Annotated in this window: 17 protein-coding genes; 15 read left to right on the top strand and 2 right to left on the bottom strand. The window is 69.5% G+C overall.

The window, feature by feature from the left end; all coding sequences use genetic code 11:
* The first annotated feature begins 64 nt into the window (after window positions 1-64).
* The 3 genes from ABTW65_RS02545 to ABTW65_RS02555 are packed head-to-tail and all read left to right on the top strand — an operon-like array spanning window position 65 to window position 5690.
* A complete protein-coding gene (locus tag ABTW65_RS02545; RefSeq protein WP_350658231.1) occupies window positions 65-1564 on the top strand; it encodes a DUF3375 domain-containing protein in 1500 nt (499 codons plus the stop codon).
* Window positions 1561-2328 carry a DUF4194 domain-containing protein gene (locus ABTW65_RS02550; protein ID WP_350658232.1) on the top strand — a complete coding sequence of 256 codons (768 nt, stop codon included), beginning with the start codon at window positions 1561-1563 and terminating at the stop codon, window positions 2326-2328. The genes ABTW65_RS02545 and ABTW65_RS02550 overlap by 4 nt, the downstream gene beginning before the upstream one ends.
* A complete protein-coding gene (locus tag ABTW65_RS02555) occupies window positions 2325-5690 on the top strand; it encodes an ATP-binding protein (protein WP_350658233.1) in 3366 nt (1121 codons plus the stop codon). Before ABTW65_RS02550 ends, ABTW65_RS02555 begins: the two co-directional genes overlap by 4 nt.
* 4 nt (window positions 5691-5694) lie before the next feature.
* On the opposite strand, the gene ABTW65_RS02560 is transcribed toward ABTW65_RS02555, so the two are convergent.
* Window positions 5695-6816, bottom strand: a complete 1122-nt coding sequence (locus ABTW65_RS02560; RefSeq protein WP_350658234.1) for a calcium:cation antiporter — start codon at window positions 6814-6816, stop codon at window positions 5695-5697.
* 67 nt (window positions 6817-6883) lie between these two features.
* Between ABTW65_RS02560 and ABTW65_RS02565 the strand changes: the two genes are divergently transcribed.
* The 3 genes from ABTW65_RS02565 (at window position 6884) to ABTW65_RS02575 (ending at window position 10816) form a co-directional block, all read left to right on the top strand.
* On the top strand, window positions 6884-8674 hold the full coding sequence (locus ABTW65_RS02565) for a gamma-glutamyltransferase family protein (RefSeq protein WP_502890533.1): 1791 nt from the start codon (window positions 6884-6886) through the stop codon (window positions 8672-8674).
* 380 nt (window positions 8675-9054) lie between these two features.
* A complete protein-coding gene (locus ABTW65_RS02570; RefSeq protein ID WP_350658236.1) occupies window positions 9055-10350 on the top strand; it encodes an HNH endonuclease in 1296 nt (431 codons plus the stop codon).
* Between the two features lie 130 nt (window positions 10351-10480).
* Complete coding sequence (locus ABTW65_RS02575; RefSeq protein ID WP_350658237.1) at window positions 10481-10816, top strand: DUF1048 domain-containing protein; 336 nt, start codon at window positions 10481-10483, stop codon at window positions 10814-10816.
* Window positions 10817-10980: 164 nt separating this feature from the next.
* Here ABTW65_RS02575 and ABTW65_RS02580 read toward each other — a convergent pair whose 3' ends face one another.
* The gene (locus tag ABTW65_RS02580; protein ID WP_350658238.1) at window positions 10981-12594 is read right to left on the bottom strand and encodes a GMC oxidoreductase; all 1614 of its coding nucleotides are present in this window, start codon (window positions 12592-12594) and stop codon (window positions 10981-10983) included.
* A gap of 288 nt (window positions 12595-12882) precedes the next feature.
* Here ABTW65_RS02580 and ABTW65_RS02585 point away from each other — a divergent pair, with 288 nt between their 5' ends.
* From ABTW65_RS02585 to ftsR, 9 genes are all read left to right on the top strand, one after another.
* Window positions 12883-14226 (top strand): hemolysin family protein, encoded by a 1344-nt coding sequence (locus tag ABTW65_RS02585; protein ID WP_350658239.1) that lies wholly within the window; start codon window positions 12883-12885, stop codon window positions 14224-14226.
* Window positions 14226-15284: a hemolysin family protein gene (locus tag ABTW65_RS02590; RefSeq protein ID WP_350658240.1), complete on the top strand. Its 1059-nt coding sequence runs from the start codon at window positions 14226-14228 to the stop codon at window positions 15282-15284. Before ABTW65_RS02585 ends, ABTW65_RS02590 begins: the two co-directional genes overlap by 1 nt.
* Window positions 15285-15326: 42 nt before the next feature.
* Window positions 15327-16016, top strand: a complete 690-nt coding sequence (locus ABTW65_RS02595) for a CDP-alcohol phosphatidyltransferase family protein (RefSeq protein ID WP_350658242.1) — start codon at window positions 15327-15329, stop codon at window positions 16014-16016.
* Window positions 16009-16929: a DUF881 domain-containing protein gene (locus ABTW65_RS02600; protein ID WP_350658243.1), complete on the top strand. Its 921-nt coding sequence runs from the start codon at window positions 16009-16011 to the stop codon at window positions 16927-16929. The genes ABTW65_RS02595 and ABTW65_RS02600 overlap by 8 nt, the downstream gene beginning before the upstream one ends.
* Window positions 16926-17258: a small basic family protein gene (locus ABTW65_RS02605; RefSeq protein ID WP_008359542.1), complete on the top strand. Its 333-nt coding sequence runs from the start codon at window positions 16926-16928 to the stop codon at window positions 17256-17258. Before ABTW65_RS02600 ends, ABTW65_RS02605 begins: the two co-directional genes overlap by 4 nt.
* 19 nt (window positions 17259-17277) lie before the next feature.
* Entirely contained in the window at window positions 17278-18612 is a 1335-nt protein-coding gene (locus ABTW65_RS02610) for a DUF881 domain-containing protein (protein WP_350658245.1), read from the top strand.
* 91 nt (window positions 18613-18703) lie between these two features.
* On the top strand, window positions 18704-19090 hold the full coding sequence (gcvH, locus tag ABTW65_RS02615; protein ID WP_350658247.1) for a glycine cleavage system protein GcvH: 387 nt from the start codon (window positions 18704-18706) through the stop codon (window positions 19088-19090).
* 126 nt (window positions 19091-19216) lie between these two features.
* Entirely contained in the window at window positions 19217-19699 is a 483-nt protein-coding gene (locus ABTW65_RS02620; RefSeq protein ID WP_160023650.1) for an FHA domain-containing protein, read from the top strand.
* A gap of 3 nt (window positions 19700-19702) precedes the next feature.
* Window positions 19703-20455, top strand: coding sequence for a transcriptional regulator FtsR (ftsR, locus tag ABTW65_RS02625; RefSeq protein ID WP_350658248.1), 753 nt, complete (start codon window positions 19703-19705; stop codon window positions 20453-20455).
* Window positions 20456-20499: the final 44 nt, after the last annotated feature.

Below are 20499 nucleotides of genomic sequence, written 5' to 3' on the forward strand. Positions count from 1 at the left end.
GGCGCGTCCGCGCGTGTGCTGAAGGTTGTGGTGTTGTCGGTGCTGCCACGTACGGTATCTGCCGATGAGTGACACTCGCGTCGAGGCGGCGTACGCCGGGGCTCTGGCCGCCTTCAAGAACCCGATGCTCGACCTCCTGCACGGCCGGTTCGCGCCGTTCGTGGTGGCGGTGCTCTCGGTGACCTTCACCTCCGAGCGGGCCGCCGTGCCCGTCGTGGACGCGCACGCCGAGATCGGCGACATGCTGGACCGGCTCCGGGCCACCGGCCACGCCGAGGGCGAGGGCGGCGAGGTGATGCTGCCGGTCGGAACGGCCCGCGAGCTATGCCGCCAGTGGGTGCGCGCCGGGTGGTTGCTGCGCCAGATCGAGGGCGAGGACGAGGTCTACCGGCTCTCCGCGCATGCCGTGGGTGCCCTGGAGATCGCCGGACGGGCGAGCGGGTCGCGGGCGCGGGTCTCGGAGTCGCGGGTCAGGACGCTGTTGGAGGCGGTCGAGCGGCTCGCCCTTGACGCCGACCCCGACGTGCTGACCCGGGTGGCGCGGCTGACCGAGGAGATCGCCGAGCGGCGCGCCGAGATCGCCCGCCTGGACCGCACCGGCGTCGTCGACACCGTCGATGACGACACCCTGCTGGAGCAGGCCGAGAACATCCTTCACCTGACCCGTGAGCTCCCCGCTGACTTCGCGCGGGTGGTCGAGTCGATCCGGGCGATGCAGCGTGACGTGGTGACCGACCTGCGTCAGGACGTACGTCCGGCCGGCGAGGTCCTGCGCGAGTACCTGCAGCGCGGCAAGGACGTGATGGCTTCCACGCCGGAGGGCAAGGCATTCGCCGGTGCGCTGCGGATGATCGGCGACCCGCGCCGCCTCGACGACCTGGCCACCAATCTGCGAACCGTGCTGCGACACCGGTTCACCCGGGAGATGGGTCCGCCCGAGCGGGCCGAGCTGGCCGCGGTCGGGCGCCGGATCGAGACGGGCGTCGCCGAGGTGCTGGCCGCCCAGCAGACGGCGTCCCACGTGATCATCACCCAGGTGCGTACGCACGACCCGGCCCGCGACCGGCAGGTCGACGACCTGCTGCGCGATGTGATGGTCGGCTTCCAGGCGTGGATGCCGTCCTCGCGTCCGGCCGAGTCCGTCGAGCCGCTGCGCCGGCTGCCTGTCGCCGACCTCGGTCATCTGCGCCAGTCGGTCAGCGAGCTGCGACCGCCCGAGCCGCCGGCGCCGCTGGCCGACTGGGGCGACGTGGAGAGCGCGGTCGAGGACACCAAGGCTTGGGGTGGACCGGGCTACCGGGCGATCGAGGCCCACCTGGACGCGTATGTGGCTGCCCACGGAGCCGAGGAGCCGGTCGACCTGGCCGAGGTCTTCGCGGCCGCGCCGGAGGAGATCCGGCGCCCGGTCGACCTGCTCGGGCTGCTCGAGATCGCGCATCGCCGTGGGATGGCCGAGACGGGGGAGATCTCCACGATCGAGGCGGTCCGTGCCGACGGGGTGCGGCGGCGTTTCGCGTTCGGCGGAGTGAAGATGACGGCGGATGGCAAAGGGGATGGGCGTTGAGTGAGACGGTGACACCGGCCGAGGCTGAGGCTAACCCTCAGGTCGAGGTTGAGGCTGAGATCCCGGCTGGAACCGTGGCCTACGGCAGCGAGCCGGACGGTTTCATCGAGCCCGTCTCGATGGAGGACGACCCGACCGAGCTCTTCGTCGGCGACCGCGGCGTCCTCGACGCCGACATCCGCCGGGTGCTGGTCCAGCTGCTCCGTCGCCGGTTCATCACGGCCGAGAAGAGCCCGCGCCAGTGGCGTACGTTGCTCGACCACCAGGCCGTGATCGAGTCGCGGCTCCACGACCTCTTCATCCGGCTCGTCGTCGACCACGACCGCGGCATCGCCTACAAGCGGCAGGTGCGCTCGGAGGAGCTCGACGTGCCGGTCCTTCTCAAGGACGATGCCTACACGCGTGCCGAGACGCTCGTCCTGGTCCACCTGCGCACCGTCTTCCAGCGCGAGCGTGGCGCGGGGGAGAAGTCCGCGCGGGTGGATGTCGACGAGCTCGAGCAGACCGTGCTCACCTACTTCGACCTGGCAGGCGGTGACGCCTCCGCCCGGCGCGAGATCAGGCGGGCCGTCGAGCGACTCGCTCGCGAGGGCCTGATCGAGGAGGAGTCCGAGGGCCGCTTCCGGATCACGCCGCTCGTCGAGATCGTGCTGAGCGTCGAGAAGCTCTCCGAGCTCAAGGCGTGGTTGAGGGAATCCGCTGGTCGAGGGCCACTCCGTTCAGACCCTCGCGCCAGCGACGACGCGGAGGAGATCGAAGAATGAGCATGATCGACAGTCTCTTCGGTCTCATTCCCGCCCGCTCGAACGGGCGGCAATGGGTCGCGAGCGAGCTGCAGCTGGTCAACTGGGGCGGCTACGACGGCGCACATCGAGTGCGGTTCTCGCCGAGCGCGACGTTGCTCACCGGAGGCTCTGGGTCGGGCAAGTCGACGTTGATGGACGCCTACATCGCGCTGATCATGCCCCACACGACGCCCTTCAACGGTGCCTCCAACGGTGGCGTCGTGGGCCGTCCGCGCGGCCAGGACCAGCGCAACATCCTCTCCTACGCGCGCGGCAAGATCGACGAGGCGAAGACAGCGGAGGGCACCAAGATCAGGGTCCTGCGCGGCGACGGCCGCGACACCTGGTCGGCGATCGCGATGACCTGGGAGGACCAGACCGGGGCCCGCTTCACCGCGGTGCGTGCCTGGTACGTTCCCGCGTCCGCCAAGAACCTCGACGACGTGACCAAGCTCCGTGCCGTGGCCGAGGCGGGCTTCGACGTACGCGATCTGGAGCCGGTCGCCGCCCACCGGTTCACGCGCACCGCGGTGTCCGAGGTCGGGCTGACCCCGATCGACACCGACCGCGACTTCACCGCGCGGATCCACTCCGCCCTCGGGATCGGTGCCGCCGGCGACGGTGAGAAAGCGGTGAACCTGCTCGGCCGGATCCAGGCGGGGCAGCAGATCACCACGGTCGACGACCTCTACAAGAAGATGGTGCTCGAGGAGCCCGAGACCCTCGCGACCGCCGACGGCGTCGTCGCCCACTTCGACGAGCTCTCCGCGACCCGCGACCGGATGGTCACCGCGCAGCAGCAGGTGCGTGCGCTGACGCCGATCCGCGAGCACCGGGCGGCGATCGAGGACGCCGCCGCCAGGCTGGAGGTGATCGACGGGATCGGCGCCTTCGGTGACGAGACGACCCCCGCCGGACTCTGGCGCGCCGGCAAGCGGGTCGACCTGCTCAGCGAGCTGGAGTCGGGCCTCAGCTCCCGCAAGAGCGCCGCTGAGAAGGCCGTGGCCGAGAAGCAGGCGCTGATCGACGCCGCCGAGTCCGAGCGCGACGGTCTCGCGGTGACGGTGGCCGCCTCCGGCGGCCGGCGCCTCGAGGAGGCCACCCGCGAGATCAGGTCCGCCGAGACCCGGGTCGACAACGTACGCCGCGCCCGCGAGGCGCTCGACAAAGAGCTCGCCGTCCTCGGCGCCGTCGCCGCGACCCGGAACGAGTTCGAGACCCTCCAGGCGACCGCGCAGGAGGCGCTCGTCGACGACGATGCCCGCACGACCGCCCTCAACGCCTACGCCGCGGCCCGCTCGGCCGAGGCCGACGCGATCGGCGTGGTCGGTCGGCTCGAGAGCGAGCTCGCCGATGCCGAGAAGACGAAGAACAACATCCCCGAGCCGCTGCGGGCGGCCCGTGCGGTGCTGGCGGAGGCGGCCGGGCTGAGCCCGGCGGAGATGCCGTTCGTCGGCGAGCTGGTCGAGGTGCGCACCGAGCACGAGGCCTGGCGCGAGGCGTTCAACCTTGCCCTGGGCGGGTTCGCCACCACGATGCTCGTCGACGCCGCTCATGTCGGCGCCTTCCGGGCGGCGATCGAGTCGGTACGCCAGCGCACCCGGATCCGCTACGAGGCCGTCCACACCGGCATGAAGGACGGTGTGCACAGTCTGGACGAGGGCACTCTTCCGGGGCGCCTGGACTACCGCCGCGGCGTGTTCACCGGCTGGCTCAAGAAGCGGCTGACCGAGCGACACGGCTACGTCTGCGTGCAGACGCCCGCGCTCCTCGGCCAGCACCGGATGGCGCTGACCGTCACCGGCCAGGTCTCGCAGGGGACGCGCGGCGCCCACGGTGGTCACGGGGCCGGCAACGTGCTCGGGTTCACCAACACCCGTCGCGTCGCCGAGCTCACCGAGCTCCTCGAGACGGCACGCAAGGGCGCCGAGACGGCGGAGGTCGCGGTCGCAGAGGCCGAGCGGGCCATCAAGGATCTCGACCTGCGGCGTACGGCCTTCAAAGCGGTCTCCGCGCTGACCTGGGACCAGATCGACGTCGCGGGGGCCGAAGCCGAGTGCGACCGGTGGGCGGCGGTGATCGACGAGGTCACGGCCGACAACCCCGAGATCGCCACCCTGCAGAAGCGGCTGAAGGAGGCTCGCGCCAAGGTCGACTCGCTACGTGAGGGCATCGGCGCTGCCAAGAGCACCTTCAAGGAGCTCGACGTGCGCTGGAGCGACGTCGTCGAGCAGGTCGACCGCGCCAAGGACGCGCTGGAGGACGCGGCCGCCTCGGGCACCGATGTCGCCGCGGCTCAGGCCGACTATCTCGAGCAGCTCTTCAAGGCGGCCGGCGGCGAAGGGGCCGGCCGCCGCGAGGACGCGCTCGCCGAGCTCGACGCCGTCTTCGCCCGGGCGGGCGAGAGCCTCGAGGCCGACCGTGCCACCGCGCAGGAGACGATCGGCGCCGCCCGCGTCCAGCTGCGGCAGACCTTCGAGGCGTTTCTCGAGCGCTGGCCCAACCCGAACCTCCACACCGACCCCGACGCCTCCTACGCCGACTTCGACCGCCTCCTCGACGAGCTGCAGACCAGCGGCCTGCACGAGCTCGAGGTCGAGTGGCGCGACTCCCTGCTCAACCTGTCGGGCAACGACCTGACCAACCTCGACTCGACCCTGGCCCGGGCCGTACGTGAGATCCGTGACCGGATCGACCCGATCAACCAGATCCTCGCCGAGCTGCCGTTCAACGACGACGGCCACCGGCTGCGGATCGACACCCAGGAGGGCCAGTCGGCGGTACGCGGCCGCTTCCGCAAGGAGCTCCGCGCCGTGCGCGACCTGATCGAAAAGGCGTCGTCCAACGAGACCCGGGAGCAGGCCTACACCCGGATGTCGCGGCTCATCGACCGGATGCGCCGCACGGCACCGGACTTCGCCGACCTGATCGACGTACGCAACCACGTCCGGGTCAGCGCCGAGAAGGTCACCGCCGACACCGGTGAGCACGTCGCCCTCTACGACCACATCGGCGAGAAGTCCGGCGGCGAGTCGCAGGAGCTGGTCGCCTTCATCGTCGGAGCCGCGCTGCGCTACCAGCTCGGCGACGCTGGCGCCGACCGGCCGCGCTACGCGCCGGTCTTCCTCGACGAGGCGCTGATCAAGGCGGACGCCCGCTTCACCGGCCGCGCCATCGGAGCCTGGCGAGGCCTCGGCTTCCAGCTCATCATCGGCGCCCCCAACGACAAGCACAGCGCCATCGAGCCGCACGTCGACGTGCAGTACACGGTGCTCAAGGATGCCGAGGGTCACTCGTTCCCGAAGCTGGAGGTCGGCCTCGACGAGGTCCCGGCCTCGTGACCGGCTAGGGCTGCATCGAGAGGAACAGGAACGCAGCCAGCAGGACCAGGTGGACGAACCCCTGCAGGGCGTAGACGCGGCCTTGGACGACGGTGAGCCCCGTGACGAAAACCGAGATGACCAGAAGCACGATCTGAGTCGGCTCGAGGCCCAGCTCGAGGGGGCCGCTGAGCCAGATCATCGCTACGGCGAGGGCGGGGATGGTGAGACCGATCGACGCCATCGCGGAGCCGTAGGCGAGGTTGAGGCTCGTCTGGACCCGGTCCCGGGAGGCGTTGCGTACGGCGGCGATCGACTCGGGAGCGAGGACGAGGAGGGCGATCACGACGCCCACGACCGCGTAGGGGAACCCGAGGCTCTTGACGGTGCTCTCGATCGTGGGGGAGAGGACCTTCGCCAGGCCGACCACGGCGATGAGGGAGACCAGGAGAAGGGCCAGGCTGAGGCCGGCCTCTCGGGTCGAGGGCGGGTCGGCGTGGCTGTCCTCGTCGAGGTCGACCAGTCCGGTCATCCGGCCATGCTCGTCGCTGGTGACGGGCAGGAAGAAGTCGCGGTGGCGGACCGTCTGGGTGAAGAGGAACGCGACGTAGAGCGCCAGCGAGGCGATGGCGGCGAAGACGAGCTGCGAGGTCGAGTACTGCGGGCCCTGCGCCGACGTCGTGAACCTCGGCAGCACCAGGGTGAGACCGGCCAGGGCGATGACGGTGGCGACCGCCGAGCCGGTGCCGGCGGCGTTGAAGCTGACCAGCCCGTGCTTGAGGGCACCGACCATGAGCGAGAGCCCGACGATGCCGTTGAGGGTGATCATCACCGCCGCGAAGACGGTGTCGCGGGCATAGGTGCTGGTGCTGTCGCCGCCGCTGGTCATCAGCATGACGATCAGGCCGACCTCGATCACGGTCACGGCGATCGCGAGGATCAGGGAGCCGAAGGGCTCGCCGACCTTGTGGGCGACGACCTCGGCGTGGTGGACCGCGCCCAGCACCGCGCCGATCAGCACCGCCGCCACCACGGCCAGGATCGTCCAGTGGTCGTGGCGGAGCCACGAGAAGACCAGCACCACCAGTGCGAGGACCGGCACGACGACTGACCATTGAAGGCGGCCCCGGACCGCTGGCGCACTCATGGGGCGACCCTATCTTGGGGTCGGGGCCGACGACGGGACGCTCGACGCGCGCTCGTAGCCTGAAGACGTGCCTTCCTCCTACACCCCTCCGGCCGCGTTCAAGACCCGTCCCGACCTGCTGGGGAGGTTCGGCATGGTCGGCTCGACGCACTGGCTGGCCAGCGGTACCGCGCAGGCGGTGCTCGAGCGCGGCGGCAACGCCTTCGACGCGGTGGTCGCTGGTGGGTTCGTGCTGCACGTGGTCGAACCCCACCTCAACGGGCCGGGCGGCGACCTGGTCGGGATCTTCGCTCCTGCCGGGGGTGAGCCGACGGTGCTGATGGGCCAGGGGCCGGCGCCCGCGGCGGCCTCGGTGGAGCACATGCGGGCCGAGGGGCTCGAGCTGGTCCCCGGCTCGGGCGCGCTGGCCGCCGCTGTGCCGGGCGCGGTCGAGGCCTGGCTGATGCTGCTGCGCGACCACGGCACCTGGGAGCTGGGCGAGGTGCTCGCCTACGCCATCGACTACGCCCGCAACGGCCACCCGATCCTGGGCCGGGCGGTCTCCACGATCGCCGCCGTGGCCGACCTGTTCCGCGATCACTGGCCCACCTCGGCCGCCCACTGGCTCGTCGACGGCGAGCTGCCGGAGCCGGACACGATGGTCCGCAACGAGGCCTACGCCGCCGTGCTCGACCGCCTCGTAGCCGCCGGCGACGGCGCCGCGACCCGCGAGGAGCGCATCGACGCGGCGCGTGCCGCCTGGGGGAGCGGCTTCGTCGCCGAGGCGATCGAACGGTTCGTACGCACCCCGCACCGCCACTCCTCCGGAACCGATCATTCCGGGGTGATCACGGCGGCCGACATGGCCGGGTTCTCGGCTGCGTACGAGACTCCGGTGACGACCGAGTTCCGGGGCCACACGATCGCGAAGGCCGGGCCGTGGACCCAGGGGCCGGTCCTGCTGCAGACCCTCAACCTGCTCGAACCGCTCGACGACGCGCTCCTCGACCCGAGCAATCCCGACGGTGCGCACACGATCCTGGAGGCCACCAAGCTCGCCTTCGCCGACCGCGACGCCCACTACGGCGACAGCGCCGATCCAGTCGTGATCGAGACCCTCCTCTCCGAGGAGTACGCCGCCACCCGCCGTCCCCTGATCACCGATGTCGCCTCGGCCGAGGTGAGGCCCGGGCTGGGTGCGGCGGCCTTCCCGCCGCTGCGCGAGACCTACGACCCCGCGGCTGCCGCGTCCGGAGTGGGGGAGCCGACCGTCTCGCGTGAAGGCGAGACCCGCGGCGACACCTGTCACATCGACGTCGCCGACCGCTGGGGCAACATGATCGCGGTGACGCCCTCGGGCGGGTGGCTGCAGTCGTCGCCGACCATCCCCGAGCTTGGCTTCTGCCTCGGCACCCGGTTGCAGATGACCTGGCTCGAGCCGGGCCTGCCGTCTACGCTCACTCCGGGCTGCCGGCCGCGCACGACTCTCACGCCCACCCTCGTGCTGCGTGAGGGCCGGGCCGTTACCGCCGTCGGCTCACCTGGCGGCGACCAGCAGGATCAGTGGCAGTTGCTCTATCTGCTGCGTACTCTCGTCGGCGGCTATTCGCCTCAGGAGGCCATCGATGCTCCTGCGCTTCACTCGACGTCCTTCCCCGGGTCCTTCTGGCCGCGTACTTGGACTCCTGCAGGTGCCGTGCTCGAGGATCGGCTCGGGGATGCGGTCGTCGAGGGGCTGCGGCGGCGGGGTCATGCTGTTGAGCTGAGTGGTGACTGGTCGCTTGGGCGGCTCTCTGCGGTTACTCGTGATCCTGAGACTGGGACGCTTTCTGCTGCTGCTAATGCTCGGGGGGCTCAGGGGTACGCCGTCGGGCGCTGACGCCGCTGGTCGAGCCGCTGGAGCCACCGCTGGTCGAGCCGCCGGAGCTGCTAGGCGGAGGCGTGTCGAGACCAACACGGTTCTTCTTGTTGGGGAAAGCTCGCTTACGGGCTGTGTTTTCGTTTCAGGGTTCGCCGCCGACCCTTGATTTGAGTGTTTCTCGATCGCGCGCCGCGTCAAGGACGCCCTTCGGGCGCCGGCTTCGCCGGCCGCTTCGCGGTCCTTGACTCGGCACCCGATCGAGAAAGATTTCGCCTGTATCGGGGCGGCGGCGAGGGAGTGGCGCGGGACTCAGGTGTCTTGTTCGTTGACTGCGTAACTTGGTGCTGACCTGCTTAAATGGGTCGCTTCGTGGTGCTCTGTCGCATATAATAAGGCTTATGTGCGAGACCATCGACCGCCTTCTTGCTGGGCCGCCTGCGGGTGCGTCCGAGGGTGAGTTGGTCGACTGGATCGCGCGCCTCGAAGAGGTCAAGTGCACTGCTGAGGCGGTTCAGGCAGAAGCGGCGGTACGTCTTGAGGAAGCGGTCCGGGCGCGGCAGGTCGAGGCTGGGGTTCCGGCCCGCAAGCTCGGCGAAGGGGTCGCCTCTCAGATCGCGTTGGCGCGGCGGGTCTCGCCCGAGAGAGGCGCCAAACTGCTCGGGCTGGCGAAGATCCTGATCGGCGAGATGCCGCACACCTTCGCGTTGATGAAGGCCGGGCTGTTCTCCCAGTGGCAGGCCACCATCCTGGCTCGGGAGACCGCCTGTCTCTCGCTGGAGGACCGCAGGGTCATCGACCACGAGCTCTGTGCGCCTGGGCTGAGCGATCAGCCGGCGAAGGCGGTGTCGATGGGGCTGCGCCAGCTCGAGAACGCCGCCAAGAAGCTCGCCATCACCCTCGACCAAGCATCCGTCGTCGCCCGCGCCGCCAACGCCGAGAAAGACCGCCGGGTCAGTCTGCGCCCGGCACCCGACACGATGACCTGGCTCGGGGCTCTCCTGCCGGTCAAGGACGGCGTCGCCGTCTTCGCCGCGCTCGATCAAGCAGCCAAGACCGCTGCGGCCGCCGGGGACGAGCGGACCCGGGGTCAGGTCATGGCCGACACCCTCGTCGACCGAGTCACCGGCCGCGCTCAGGGAGCCAAGCCTCGCATCGAGGTCAAGATCGTGATGACCGCAGACTCCCTCACCAACGACGCAGATCAGCCGGCCATGGTCGAGGGCTACGGACCCGTCCCAGCGGCCTGGGCCCGTGACGCGCTGGCCGATGCCGAGGTGTTCGTGCGGCGCCTGTTCACCGACCCCGCTGGTCAACTGATCGCGATGGAATCCCGCTCACGGAAGGCCCCCGAGGGACTCGCGGAGTTCATCGCGACTCGTGACGGCGGGATCTGCAGGACCAACGGCTGCGACGCCCCGATCCGCAACATCGACCACGTCGAACGCCACGCTGATGGGGGCGCGACCAGCGCCGCGAACCTCCAAGGGCTGTGCGAACGATGCAACCAGGCCAAGGAAGCCCTCGGCTGGCAGGCCAGACCAGGACCAGACGGCAGCATCACGACCATCACACCCACGGGCCACACCTACACGAGCCCGCCACCCGAGACCTGGGCACCGGATCCACCACTGCGGCTGTCGGCGGCAGAACGCAGACTGCGCGGCGTACTCCTCGACCACACCCTCGCGGCCTGATGCCCGGGGCGCTCAAGAACTTTCTTCGGATCGGTGCTTGACCTTGACGCTACGTCAGGGCTGCACGCTTCATTCACGGCCCCAAACAAGGAGCCGGGAAAACACCAAACCGATCACAAGGAGCACCACCGTGAACAACCTCCTCAGCCGCCTCGTAGGTGACAAGAAGGACTGGAAGCGCATGGAAGCCCGCGCCGCCGAACTTCCCGCGGACTACCGCACCGTCTACTCGGAGATGAAGAGCTACATGTGGCGCTTCACCGCCGGCGACGGCATGGACATCGTCGAGATCCTGCGCGAGATTCTTGATCTGTTCGAGACCGAGGCCGCTGCGGGGCGGTCGGTCATCGAGGTGACCGGGTCCGACCTGGCGGCCTTCTGTGACGCGCGGCTTCCCGAGCAGCACGACGCCTACCGCGCCAAGCTCCGCGCGAACCTCAACGAGGTCGCCTCGAAGCTCGTATGAGGTGGCGGGAAAACGTAAGAGCCCCGCTGGCGTCTCGGGTCACCAGCGGGGCAAGAACAATGTTGCCGCATCACCTAAGGGGTTGTCACCCCCTTTCGGCAAAATCTGCAGAATTTTGCATTGCATGATCTTGCTGAAAAGGGGAACGGCTCTAAACGAGCCCGTCAGATGACCGATCCGACGTCCTTGGCGACGATGTTGTCCATCGCGCGTTCGGCGACGGCGGCGATGGTCATCGACGGGTTACAGGCTCCGGTGGTGCCGGGGATGAGGGCTCCGTCGAGGACGTAGAGGCCGTCCTGGCCCTGTACCCGGCCATCGAGATCGCAGACGGTGCCCATGTTGGCGCCGCCGAGCGGGTGCCAGGTGCTGTTGACGATGGTGTTGGTGTCGATCAGGGCGCCGAAGCCGCCGCTGATCTTCGAGACCCGCTCGTGGATGGCGCGATAGCTCGCCGAGTCGCCGCCGAAGGGGAAGCGCAGGCTCACCGAGTCGGTCAGCGAGCTGTAGCGGAAGCTGCCGCGGTCGGCACTGACGCCGAAGCCGACCAGCATCGTGGCGCCCAGGTCGAGGCCGAGGGGGAGTGGTGGCAGCGATGCCTGGATGACGGTGTTCGCCCGGGTCGGATCGGACCAGTCCTGGCTCTGGTAGACGACGGGCCCACCCTGCGTACCGGTCAGGTTCTCGTCGAAGGGGCGCCACATGTAGATCCGGTCGCCGTTGGTGCCCCAGCCCTGGCCGAGCTTCTCGGGAAGATCCGGGATGGTGCCGGTCGCTGCGGCGCGGACGAGGAGCTTGCTGGTGTTGAGCGAGCCGGCCGCCATGACGAGCGCGCGGGTGGTCAGGATCTTCTGCTCGACCACGTCGCCGGCGTCGTTGGTACGGTCCAAGTGGACCTCCCATCGACCGTCGGCTGCCCGCGCCACGCTCGTCACGTTGTGGCGGGTGGCGACCTGCACCAGGCCGGTGGCCTCGGCCTGCTCGATGTAGGTGACATCGACGGAGTGCTTGCCGCCGTTGTTGACGCCGAGGGCGCAGTCGCCGTTGGTGTAGGACGGAGTCATCTCGCCGCGCAGCTCAGCCAGCGCGTAGGACCAGTCGATCGGCATCGGGATCTTCTGCAGGTCATAGCCGGCGGCCTCAACGCGCTCGCCGAACGTTCTCGAGACCCGGTAGTTGTCCGAGGCGATCAGCTCGTCGGGCGCGGTCGCGGCGCCGAGCATCTTGGCCACGCGTGGGTAGTGGACCCGGTCCATGAGCTCGTAGTCGAGCTCGTTCGGGAACCAGGTGTTGAAGACCTCCGCGGAGGGCTGCAGCGTCATGCCCTGGTAGACCAGCGAGCCACCGCCGACGCCGGCCGCACACATGGCGAGCATGTTCTGACCGAGCACGGGCTCGAGCAGACCGACGTACGGGCCGAAGTTCAGGGGAGTGCCGAGCAGCTTCTGCAGCGGCTTGAGCGCCTCGGGCGCGGTGGTGTGGAACAGCACCCGCTTGTCGAGCGAACGCACCGTCGGGAAGGTCTGCGCGTCCGGGCCCGTCGGCCAGCGGCGGCCGCGCTCGAGCACCGTGACCGGTACGCCGGCCTCGGCCAGCCGCAGCGCGGCCACGCCGCCACCGAACCCGGACCCGATGACGACCGCCCGATGCTCCTCCCGTACCAGTCGTACGCGGCGGGGCGAGGTGGCCGCGGCCGGCCCGGCGAGCAGGCCGGACGCCGCAGCACCGGCAGCGCCAGCAGCTCCGGCCAGGAACGTACGTCTTGAGGCTGAGGACATGGTCAAGGGGACTCCCTCGGCTCGTGAATCGTCGGTTACTGCCGCGTAAGAGTTGACGAACGGGCGGGGTGTGTCAAGGTTCACAGCCCCGTTCTGGACAACTGTGTCCGGAACGCGACACGTCCCTCAGAGCCCCGCACAGCAACGCAGAAGGCGCAACCACAGCCATGTAGGCTGACGGCACTTCCAACAGCTAAGGACGATCTGAACCCCGATGGACGGACCGCAACCCGGCCAATATCCATGCCCGCTGAGTGATTCGCGGCAGCACCCGTCGAGGTTGGCGTGATGACCGAGGTGCTGTTCATCCTCCTGGCGCTGCTGCTGGTCGCCGCCTGTGGTGTGTTCGTGGCCGCCGAGTTCTCCCTGGTCACGGTCGACCACTCCCAGGTGGAGATGGCCGCCGAGCAGGGCGACAAGGCCGCCCAAGGCGTGCTCCGCGCGATGAAGGAGCTCTCCAGCAACCTCTCCGGCGCGCAGGTCGGCATCACCGTGACCAACCTCGGCATCGGCTGGATGTCGGAGCCTGCGATCGCCGAGCTCATCGACGCGCCGCTGCTCGCCACCGGGCTGCCCGAAGGCGCGGTGGCGGCGATCGCGGTGGCCGTCGCGCTGACCCTCTCGACGATCGTGACGATGCTCTTCGGTGAGCTCGTCCCCAAGAACCTCGCGCTGGCCCTGCCCTTGGAGACCGCGCGCGTCACCCAGGGCCCGATGCGGGCCTTCACCCGGCTCATGCGCGGCCCGATCAAGGTGCTCAACGGCACCGCGAACGCCATCGTGCGCCGCCTGGGCATGGAGCCGCAGGAGGAGCTGCGCTCGGCGCGCAGCTCGGCCGAGCTCTCCTCGCTGATCCAGCGCAGCGCCCACGAGGGCACCCTCGACGCCGACACCGCCGAGCTCATGGAGCGCTCGGTCGAGTTCGGCACCCGCACGGCGGGGGAGATCATGACCCCGCGCGTACGCGTCCACAGCCTCGACCACAACGACCGTGCCGAGGCGCTGATCGAGCTCACAAGGCGTACGGGCAACTCCCGCTTCCCGGTGCTCGACGACAACGAGGCCGTGGTCGGCACGGTGCACGTCAAGGCGGCCGTGGCGCTGCCGGTACACGAGCGGCCCACGGCGAAGGTCAAGCACCTGATGGTGCCGCCGGTGGTCGTGCCCGACTCGCTGCGCCTGGACCCGCTGATGGCGCTGCTGCGCGCCGAGGGGTTCCAGCTGGCGGTGGTGCTCGACGAGTACGGCGACCAGGCCGGCATCGTCACCCTCGAGGACGTGATCGAGGAGATCGTGGGCGATATCGCAGACGAGCACGACCCGCTCAGCGCCCGCGCCCGGCTGCGCCGGGACGGCGGCTGGTCGCTGTCGGGGCTGCTGCGTCCCGACGAGGTCGAGGACATCACCGGTGTCGCCCTGCCCGAGAGCGAGGACTACGACACCGTCGCCGGCCTGATGCTGAGCCTGCTGGGCCGCATCCCCGAGCCGGGCGCGAGCGCGGAACTGACGGTGCCCGGCACCCCGCCGCCCGACTCCGACGATGACGACGTCTACGCGAGGTACGTGAAGCTGACCGTGGAGATCATGGACGGGCGCAGGATCGACCGGATCTCGATGCAGGTGATCGGCTGATGAGCACCACGATGGGACTGGTGCTCGGCCTCGTGCTGCTGCTCGCCAACGCCTTCTTCGTCGGCTCGGAGTTCGCCCTGGTCTCGGCCCGGCGCAGCCAGATCGAGCCCGCCGCCCAGGCCGGCTCGCAGATGGCCAGGATCACGCTGCGGGCGATGGAGAACATCAGCCTGATGATGGCCGGTGCCCAGCTGGGCATCACCGTCTGCTCGGTGCTGCTGCTGGCGATCACCGAGCCCGCGCTCGCGCACCTGCTCGAGCCCGGCTTCGACCTGATCGGTCTGCCCGAGGCGTTCCACCACCCGGTCGCCTTCGTGATCGCGATGCTCGTGGTCACCTACCTGCACGTGGTGGTCGGCGAGATGGTGCCGAAGAACATCGCACTGGCCGGCCCCGACAAGGCCGCTCTCGTCCTCGGCCCGGCCATCTACGCGGTCGTCTACGTGCTGCGCCCGATCATCGTCGCCTTCAACTACGTCGCCAACGCCTGCGTGCGGGCGCTCGGCATCGAGCCCAAGGACGAGGTGAGCTCCGCCTTCACCCGCGCGGAGGTGGCCGCCATGGTCGAGGAGTCCCGCGGCGAAGGGCTCCTGGAGGAGGACGAGTACGGCCGCCTGGCCGGCGCGCTCGGCTTCACCGAGAAGACGGTCGCCAAGGTCACCATCCCGATCTCCGACTGGACGATCGTGCCGCGGGGTGCCTCGGGTTCCGACATCGAGGCGGTGTGCGCCACGACCGGCTACAGCCGGTTCCCGGTCGCGGGCGACAACGGCGACCTGGTCGGCTACCTGCACATCAAGGACGTACTCGAGCCCGATGACGTACGCCGCCGGCAGCCCGTCCAGAACAAGTGGATCCGTCCGTTCGCGACGGTCACCCCCGATGACGCGCTCCACGAGACGCTCGAGACCCTGCAGCGCCGCGGCGCCCACCTGGCCCGGGTCGTCCGTGAGGACGGCAGCACCATCGGCCTGGCGACGCTGGAGGATGTCATCGAGGAGCTGGTCGGCGAGATCCGCGACGCCGCCCACGCCGACGACTCAACGGCCACCGACTAGGGTTGGCTCGTGCCGCGTCTGGTGACAGAGGAGAGCCCGCAGATGCCCAACCGTCGATCCGGTGATCCCCGCCTGCAACATGGCCGGGACGCGCGGCGACCGCGGGGCTCGGCCGACCGCAACCAGCCCGTGCTCGGCAAGCTGCTCAGCATCCTGCGGCTCGTCTATGCGCCGGTGATGCTGTGGGCGGTGATGATCGCCGAGGACGACACGATCGCGCTGTCCGCGTTCGGTCTCGCGGTGGTCACCGACCTGCTCGACAGCTGGCTGAACCGCAAGCAGCTCGGCCGCCGCCGCTCGGGCGAGCTGCTCGACGTGGTGGCCAACACCGTCTTCGTGCTCGCCGCGACGCTCGCCCTCTGGCAGATCGACGTGATCCCGTGGCCCATCGCGCTGCTGGTGCCGCTGCGGCTCGTCGGTCTGCTGGCGATGATCCCGGCGCTGCGCAGCCGTGGGATGCGTACGCTTCCGGTCCATCTCCTCGGCAAGGTGGGGGCCTTCTGCCTGCTGGCCTCCTTCCCGCTGCTCTATCTCACCCATGAGATCCCCGAGACGCTCGACCTCGGCCTGGAGCCGAGCCTGCCGATCCAGCTGGCGCAGGCCTTCGGCTGGGCGTTCGCGCTGTGGGGGATCCTGCTGCTGTGGTGGAGCCTGGTCCTCTACGCCCAGGAGGTACGTCGCCTGATGGCCACCACGCCACCGCTCGAGAAGGGCGGGGCGACCCGTGCCTGACCAGATCCCCGGCTCCGAGGACCTGCGCGCCTACGTCACCAAGCCACTGCTGGACCGCATCACCGACAATGCGATCGACTCCGACTACATGGCCGCCGCCGCGAGGCGCGAGCCCACGGCGGAGGAGCCGACCCGGCGTCGCCGGCCGGGGATGTGGGCGATGGTGGTCGTGGGACTCTTCGCGCTGCTGGCCACGACCGCCGCGGTGCAGACCTCGCGCAACGAGGACGTCCGCCAGACCAGCAGGCAGGTCCTGGTCGACCGGATCGAGCAGCGCCAGGACCGGATCTCCGACCTGCATCAGCAGATCTCCGAGCTGCGCGAGGACAACCAGAGCCGCGAGTCGGCGCTCAACGCGCTCGGGCTGCGGGCCGAGTCGGCGTCCTCGACCGCCGCGGCGACCGCGGAGGAGACCGGGTTCGCCCCGGTGACCGGTTCGGGGATCAGGATCACGATCGACAACGCCGCCGATGGCAACGAGGGCGGCACCGTTCGCGACTACGATCTCGCCGTGATCGTCAACGGCCTGTGGCAGGCGGGAGCGACCGCCGTCGCCGTCGACGGCCAGCGGGTCACCCCGCGCAGCGGCGTGATCACCTCCGGCGCCGCCCTCCGGATGAACGACGTCTCGCTCTCTCCGCCCTATGAGGTGTCGGCCATCGGCGACACGCGTACGCTGGCCGCACGCTTCGCCGAGACGGTCTCCGGCGCGATGATCCACACCACGACGCAGGACTACGGGATGCCCTACGACGTCGAGAACATCGACCGGCTCACCCTTCCCGCGGCGCCCGCCGATCTGCTGGAGTTGACCCACCTCGGGGCCAAGTCCGAGGACAAGGGCGCAAAGAAGCCCACCGACAACACCGACGAAGACTCTGAAGAGAACAGCGAAGGGGACCGCGAAGAATGATCGCCGTCATCGGCCTAGTGATCGGCATCGTGCTGGGACTGTTCTTCCAGCCCGAGGTGCCTGTCGGCCTCGCGCCTTACCTGCCGATCGCCGTCGTCGCCGCGCTGGACGCCGTCTTCGGTGCGCTGCGCGCGTTCATGGACGGCATCTTCGACGACAAGGTCTTCGTCGTCTCGTTCATCAGCAACGTCGTCATCGCCGCGGGCATCGTCTACCTCGGTGACCGCCTCGGCGTCGGCGGCCAGCTGTCCACGGGCGTGATCGTCGTCCTCGGCATCCGCATCTTCACCAACGTCGCAGCCATCCGGAGGCACATCTTCCATGCCTGACCGGAAGAGGAGGCCACCGGTGAAGCGGACCGCGGCCAAGCGGACCCCTGCGAAGAAGGCACCGGCGAAGAAGCCCGTCGCGCCCGCGGAGGAGACCGTCACCGAGGACGTCACCACGCCCGAGGCCTCAGACGAAGGTACGCCGCCTGCTGAGCAGGCACCTGCGGAGTCTGTCGAGACGACCGACGCCGCCAAGGCCGAGGAGCCGTCGGAGCCAGTGGTGGCCGATGAGGCTGTGGCCAAGGAGCCTGTCGAGGCGCCTGAGGAGCCGGTGGCCGAGGCGTCGGACGACGCCGATGTCGCGGACGACGAGCCGGTCGAGTCCACCGAGAAAGCGGACGACGTCGAGCCTGTCGAGCCAGTCGACTTCGTCGAGCCTGCTGAGCCTGTCGAGCCGGCCGAAGTCGAGGAGGCGGCCGCCGAAGACCTCGAGAAGGCCGACGAGCCTGAGGAGCCTGCTGAGTGCACGGAGCCCGACGAGGTCGAGGACGCGGCTGAAGTCGACGAGACCAAGCAGGCCGGCGAGGCCGATGTGGTCGCCGAAGCCGAGGAGCTGCCGAAGACCCAGAAGGCCGATGAGCCTGACGAGTCGGATGAGTCCGATGAGCCTGACGAGCCTGACGAGCCCGAGGAGGAGCCGGCGCCGCTGGTCGGCCGGGCGCGGCTCTTCGACGCGCTCACCCACTTCCGGCGCGGCCAGGTGGCCGTGGCGGTCCTGCTCTGCGTACTCGGCTACGCCGCCGTGGTACAGGTCCAGACGAACACCGAGGACTCGACGTACGCCGGTCTGCGCGAGCAGGAGCTGATCGACATCCTCTCCGGCCTGGCCGGCACGACGCAGAAGGCCCAGGAGCAGATCGAGGAGCTCGAGGCGACCCGCGACGAGCTCGAGGACCAGACCCTGCAGCAGCAGACCGCGCTCCAGCGTGCCGAGGAGCAGGTCGACACGCTCCGGGTGATCGCCGGGACGGTGCCGGTCAGCGGCCCGGGGATCACGATCGAGATCGACCCCGGCGCCGACCCGCTGCGGCTGACCGCGCTCCTCGACCTGATCGAGGAGCTGCGTACCAGCGGTGCCGAGGCGATGGAGATCGAGGGGGCCGACGGCGAGGCCGTCCGCCTGGTCGCGTCGTCCTCGATCGAGGTCAGCCAACCCGCCGAGGGTCTCAACGTCGGCGGCGAGCTGATCAGCCCGCCGTACCGCCTCCAGGTGATCGGCCCGCCCGACACGCTGGCCGGCGCGATCGACTTCTACCAGGGCCCGCAGGACCAGCTCGAGGAGCAGGGCGCGGAGGTAAAGGTGGAGTCGGAGGAGAAGATCGACATCGAGTCGATTCACACCGTGTCCCGCTGACCGTTTCGTCGGTGGGTCGCAGTAGGGTTTCGACAACGGCTGCGGGACGATCTTCCGCAGCCAGACCAGTACGCCTGATGAGGAGATGGCCGTGTACCCCGATGACCTGAAGTACACCAGCGAGCACGAGTGGCTGCGCAACCCTGGCGAGACCGAGGGCTCCGTACGGATCGGGATCACCAACTACGCCCAGGACGCCCTCGGCGACATCGTCTACGTGTCGATGCCCAGCCTCGGCGACACGATCAAGTCGGGCGAGAGCTGCGGCGAGCTGGAGTCGACCAAGTCGGTCAGCGACATCTACGCGCCGATCTCCGGCGAGGTCGTCGCGGTCAACGGATCGCTCGACGCCACGCCCGAGCTGGTCAACGACGACCCCTACGGCGGCGGCTGGCTCTTCGAGGTCACGCCGTCCGATCCTGCCGAGCTGGAGAGCCTCCTCGACGCCGCGGCGTACGAGGCATCACTCGACGCCTAAGGCTGCGCGCTAAGAATTCGCGCAGCCCAACCGAACACCTGGGCCGACCTGATAGGTTGCGGATACCATCCCTCAACGTTCACTTGAGGGTAGGTGCCCGGCCCTCGATGAACCTGGAGCTCAAAAATGTCCGTGTGCCCCGCTTGCGGCAGCCAGAACCCCGACGAAGCGCGGTTCTGCTCGCAGTGTGGCGTAAGCCTGACCGGGACCGACCAGACCTCGACGATTCAGCTCGGGGCTGACGCCGACACCTCAGACCGGGTGCTCAGCCCGGTCGAGGCGGCCACCGTCGAGGCCCTGCCGAGGGGCAACGGCATGCTCGTCGTGCAGCGTGGTCCCGGTGCCGGAAGCCGCTTCCTGCTCGACCAGGACACCGTGGTCGCGGGTCGCCACCCGGACAGCGACATCTTCCTCGACGACGTCACCGTCTCGCGTCGCCACGCGGAGTTCGCGCGCACCGGCGACACCTTCGAGGTCTCCGACGTCGGCAGCCTCAACGGCACCTACGTCAACCGTGACCGGATCGAGAAGGTCGTTCTCAAGGACGGCGACGAGGTCCAGGTCGGCAAGTTCCGGCTCGTCTTCTACGCCGGGCACGAAGGGGCGTAGCCGATGGCCGCCGCCGCGATGCCTGACCCACAACGGCCGGCTAGCGACTCGGGGGAGCGGCTCAACATCGGGCAGGTCCTGGACCAGTTGCGTCCGGACTTTCCCACGGTCACGATCCCGAAGATCCGGTTTCTCGAGGACAAGGGACTGATCAAGCCGGAGCGTACGCCCGCGGGCTACCGTAAGTTCTCCCGCCGCGATGTCGAGCGGCTGCGCTATGTCCTGAGGATGCAGCGCGACCACTACCTGCCGCTCAAGGTCATCGGCGAGCACCTCGACGCGATCGACCGAGGCCTCGAGCCGCCAGCGATCGAGGCGACCGTGCCTACGGTCCCGACGGTCGCCCTGACGCCCAGCGGCGCGCCGGGCGCGGAGTCGTTCCGGCGTACCGACAACATGCGGATCTCGCGGCGCGAGCTCCTCAAGGTGGCCGAGGTCGACGACGCTCTGCTGACCGAGCTGGAGAAGATGGCGCTGGTGGTGCCGCTGCGCAGCGGTCACTACGACACCGACGCCCTGGCGATCGCGCGCACTGCCAAGGAGCTGGCCGAGTTCGGCATCGAGCCCCGTCACCTGCGCGGCATGAAGGCCGCTGCCGACCGCGAGGTCGGCCTCATCGAGCAGATCGTGGCGCCGCTGCGGCGCCCTGGGAATGCCGGAGCGCAGGGCCGCGCCGAGGAGATCGGCAGCGAGATCGCCTCCCTGGCGGTCCGTCTGCACGCCACCTTGGTGAAGTCAGGACTGCGAGACCGCTGACTCGGTTCACATGACCGGTCAACCGGGCTGCTGTCGCGACCCGG

Origin of the sequence: Nocardioides sp. NPDC127503, from assembly GCF_040302165.1 — a bacterium.
Taxonomy (GTDB): Bacteria; Actinomycetota; Actinomycetes; order Propionibacteriales; family Nocardioidaceae; genus Nocardioides.

What these genes read in the sequence shown, in the direction of transcription:
- ftsR (WP_350658248.1), top strand. Translation starts at nt 19,703, where the DNA reads ATGGCCGCCGCCGCGATGCCTGACCCACAACGGCCGGCTAGCGACTCG.
- ABTW65_RS02555 (WP_350658233.1), top strand. Translation starts at nt 2,325, where the DNA reads ATGAGCATGATCGACAGTCTCTTCGGTCTCATTCCCGCCCGCTCGAAC.
- ABTW65_RS02620 (WP_160023650.1), top strand. Translation starts at nt 19,217, where the DNA reads ATGTCCGTGTGCCCCGCTTGCGGCAGCCAGAACCCCGACGAAGCGCGG.
- ABTW65_RS02580 (WP_350658238.1), bottom strand. Translation starts at nt 12,594, where the DNA reads ATGTCCTCAGCCTCAAGACGTACGTTCCTGGCCGGAGCTGCTGGCGCT.
- ABTW65_RS02570 (WP_350658236.1), top strand. Translation starts at nt 9,055, where the DNA reads ATGTGCGAGACCATCGACCGCCTTCTTGCTGGGCCGCCTGCGGGTGCG.
- ABTW65_RS02585 (WP_350658239.1), top strand. Translation starts at nt 12,883, where the DNA reads ATGACCGAGGTGCTGTTCATCCTCCTGGCGCTGCTGCTGGTCGCCGCC.
- ABTW65_RS02545 (WP_350658231.1), top strand. Translation starts at nt 65, where the DNA reads ATGAGTGACACTCGCGTCGAGGCGGCGTACGCCGGGGCTCTGGCCGCC.
- ABTW65_RS02605 (WP_008359542.1), top strand. Translation starts at nt 16,926, where the DNA reads ATGATCGCCGTCATCGGCCTAGTGATCGGCATCGTGCTGGGACTGTTC.
- ABTW65_RS02595 (WP_350658242.1), top strand. Translation starts at nt 15,327, where the DNA reads ATGCCCAACCGTCGATCCGGTGATCCCCGCCTGCAACATGGCCGGGAC.
- ABTW65_RS02560 (WP_350658234.1), bottom strand. Translation starts at nt 6,816, where the DNA reads ATGAGTGCGCCAGCGGTCCGGGGCCGCCTTCAATGGTCAGTCGTCGTG.
- ABTW65_RS02590 (WP_350658240.1), top strand. Translation starts at nt 14,226, where the DNA reads ATGAGCACCACGATGGGACTGGTGCTCGGCCTCGTGCTGCTGCTCGCC.